Source organism: Cognatilysobacter lacus, assembly GCF_008274655.1.
Classification (GTDB): Bacteria; Pseudomonadota; Gammaproteobacteria; order Xanthomonadales; family Xanthomonadaceae; genus Cognatilysobacter; species Cognatilysobacter lacus.
Map to the genome: position 1 here is coordinate 1 of NZ_VTRV01000294.1, position 640 is coordinate 640.

The 640-nt window shown below is 61.7% G+C and carries 1 protein-coding gene; it reads right to left on the reverse strand.

Annotated features, from left to right (window positions below):
* Positions 1 to 53: 53 nt before the first annotated feature.
* Positions 54 to 590, reverse strand: a complete 537-nt coding sequence (locus tag FW784_RS14155) for a nuclear transport factor 2 family protein (RefSeq protein ID WP_149353955.1) — start codon at positions 588 to 590, stop codon at positions 54 to 56.
* Positions 591 to 640: the final 50 nt, after the last annotated feature.

Sequence of the window (640 nt, forward strand, 5' to 3'; positions counted from 1 at the left end):
CCTAACACCTGAGTTAAGCCGCGCCGCGAAGCGGCGTCGGCTTGGACGAATTGTTAGGCGCCACCCGACGTGGCAGGCGCCCCCGCCGTTTTGTGGGCGACGACCTTGCCATCAACACTGTAGTCGATCGAGCGGGTAGCGGTTGCCTGCAGCACCCACGAACCGTTGAGCAGAACCCAGCGGTCTTGCGAGCTTGTAACAAGGTCGACCACGTGCGGCACACCGTCAGGGCCCTGCTTGCTAACCGCCATGTGGTACCGCTGCGTTACGTTCAATGCTTCTCCGTCTGGCGCGACAGAAATCACGGTGGTTTCCGACGTGCGCTTCGGGTCCTGCGGCGCTGCCAGAAGCTCCCCGAGCATTTGATCAGAGTCCTGAACTTGGCCGCTCACATCGACCGACTTAAAGCCGGGCGCAAGCAGCTGCTTGATTGCGACCGGATCGCGCGCAGCGAACGCGGTTCTTAGCTGGTCATAGCGCAGTTGAATCTGGGCCGGCGTCGGCGTTGGGCTCGGACCTGCGGCGAACACGGCAACGGAAGCGACGCACAGGCCCGCGACGATTGCGATGTTGAGAAAGTACTTTGGCATGGCGTTGAACTTACCTCGATTGCGTCAGAGCTGCTGTGGCGCCTAACACC

Excerpts from the sequence above, each read along its gene's own strand:
- FW784_RS14155 (WP_149353955.1), bottom strand. The coding sequence starts at position 590 with ATGCCAAAGTACTTTCTCAACATCGCAATCGTCGCGGGCCTGTGCGTC.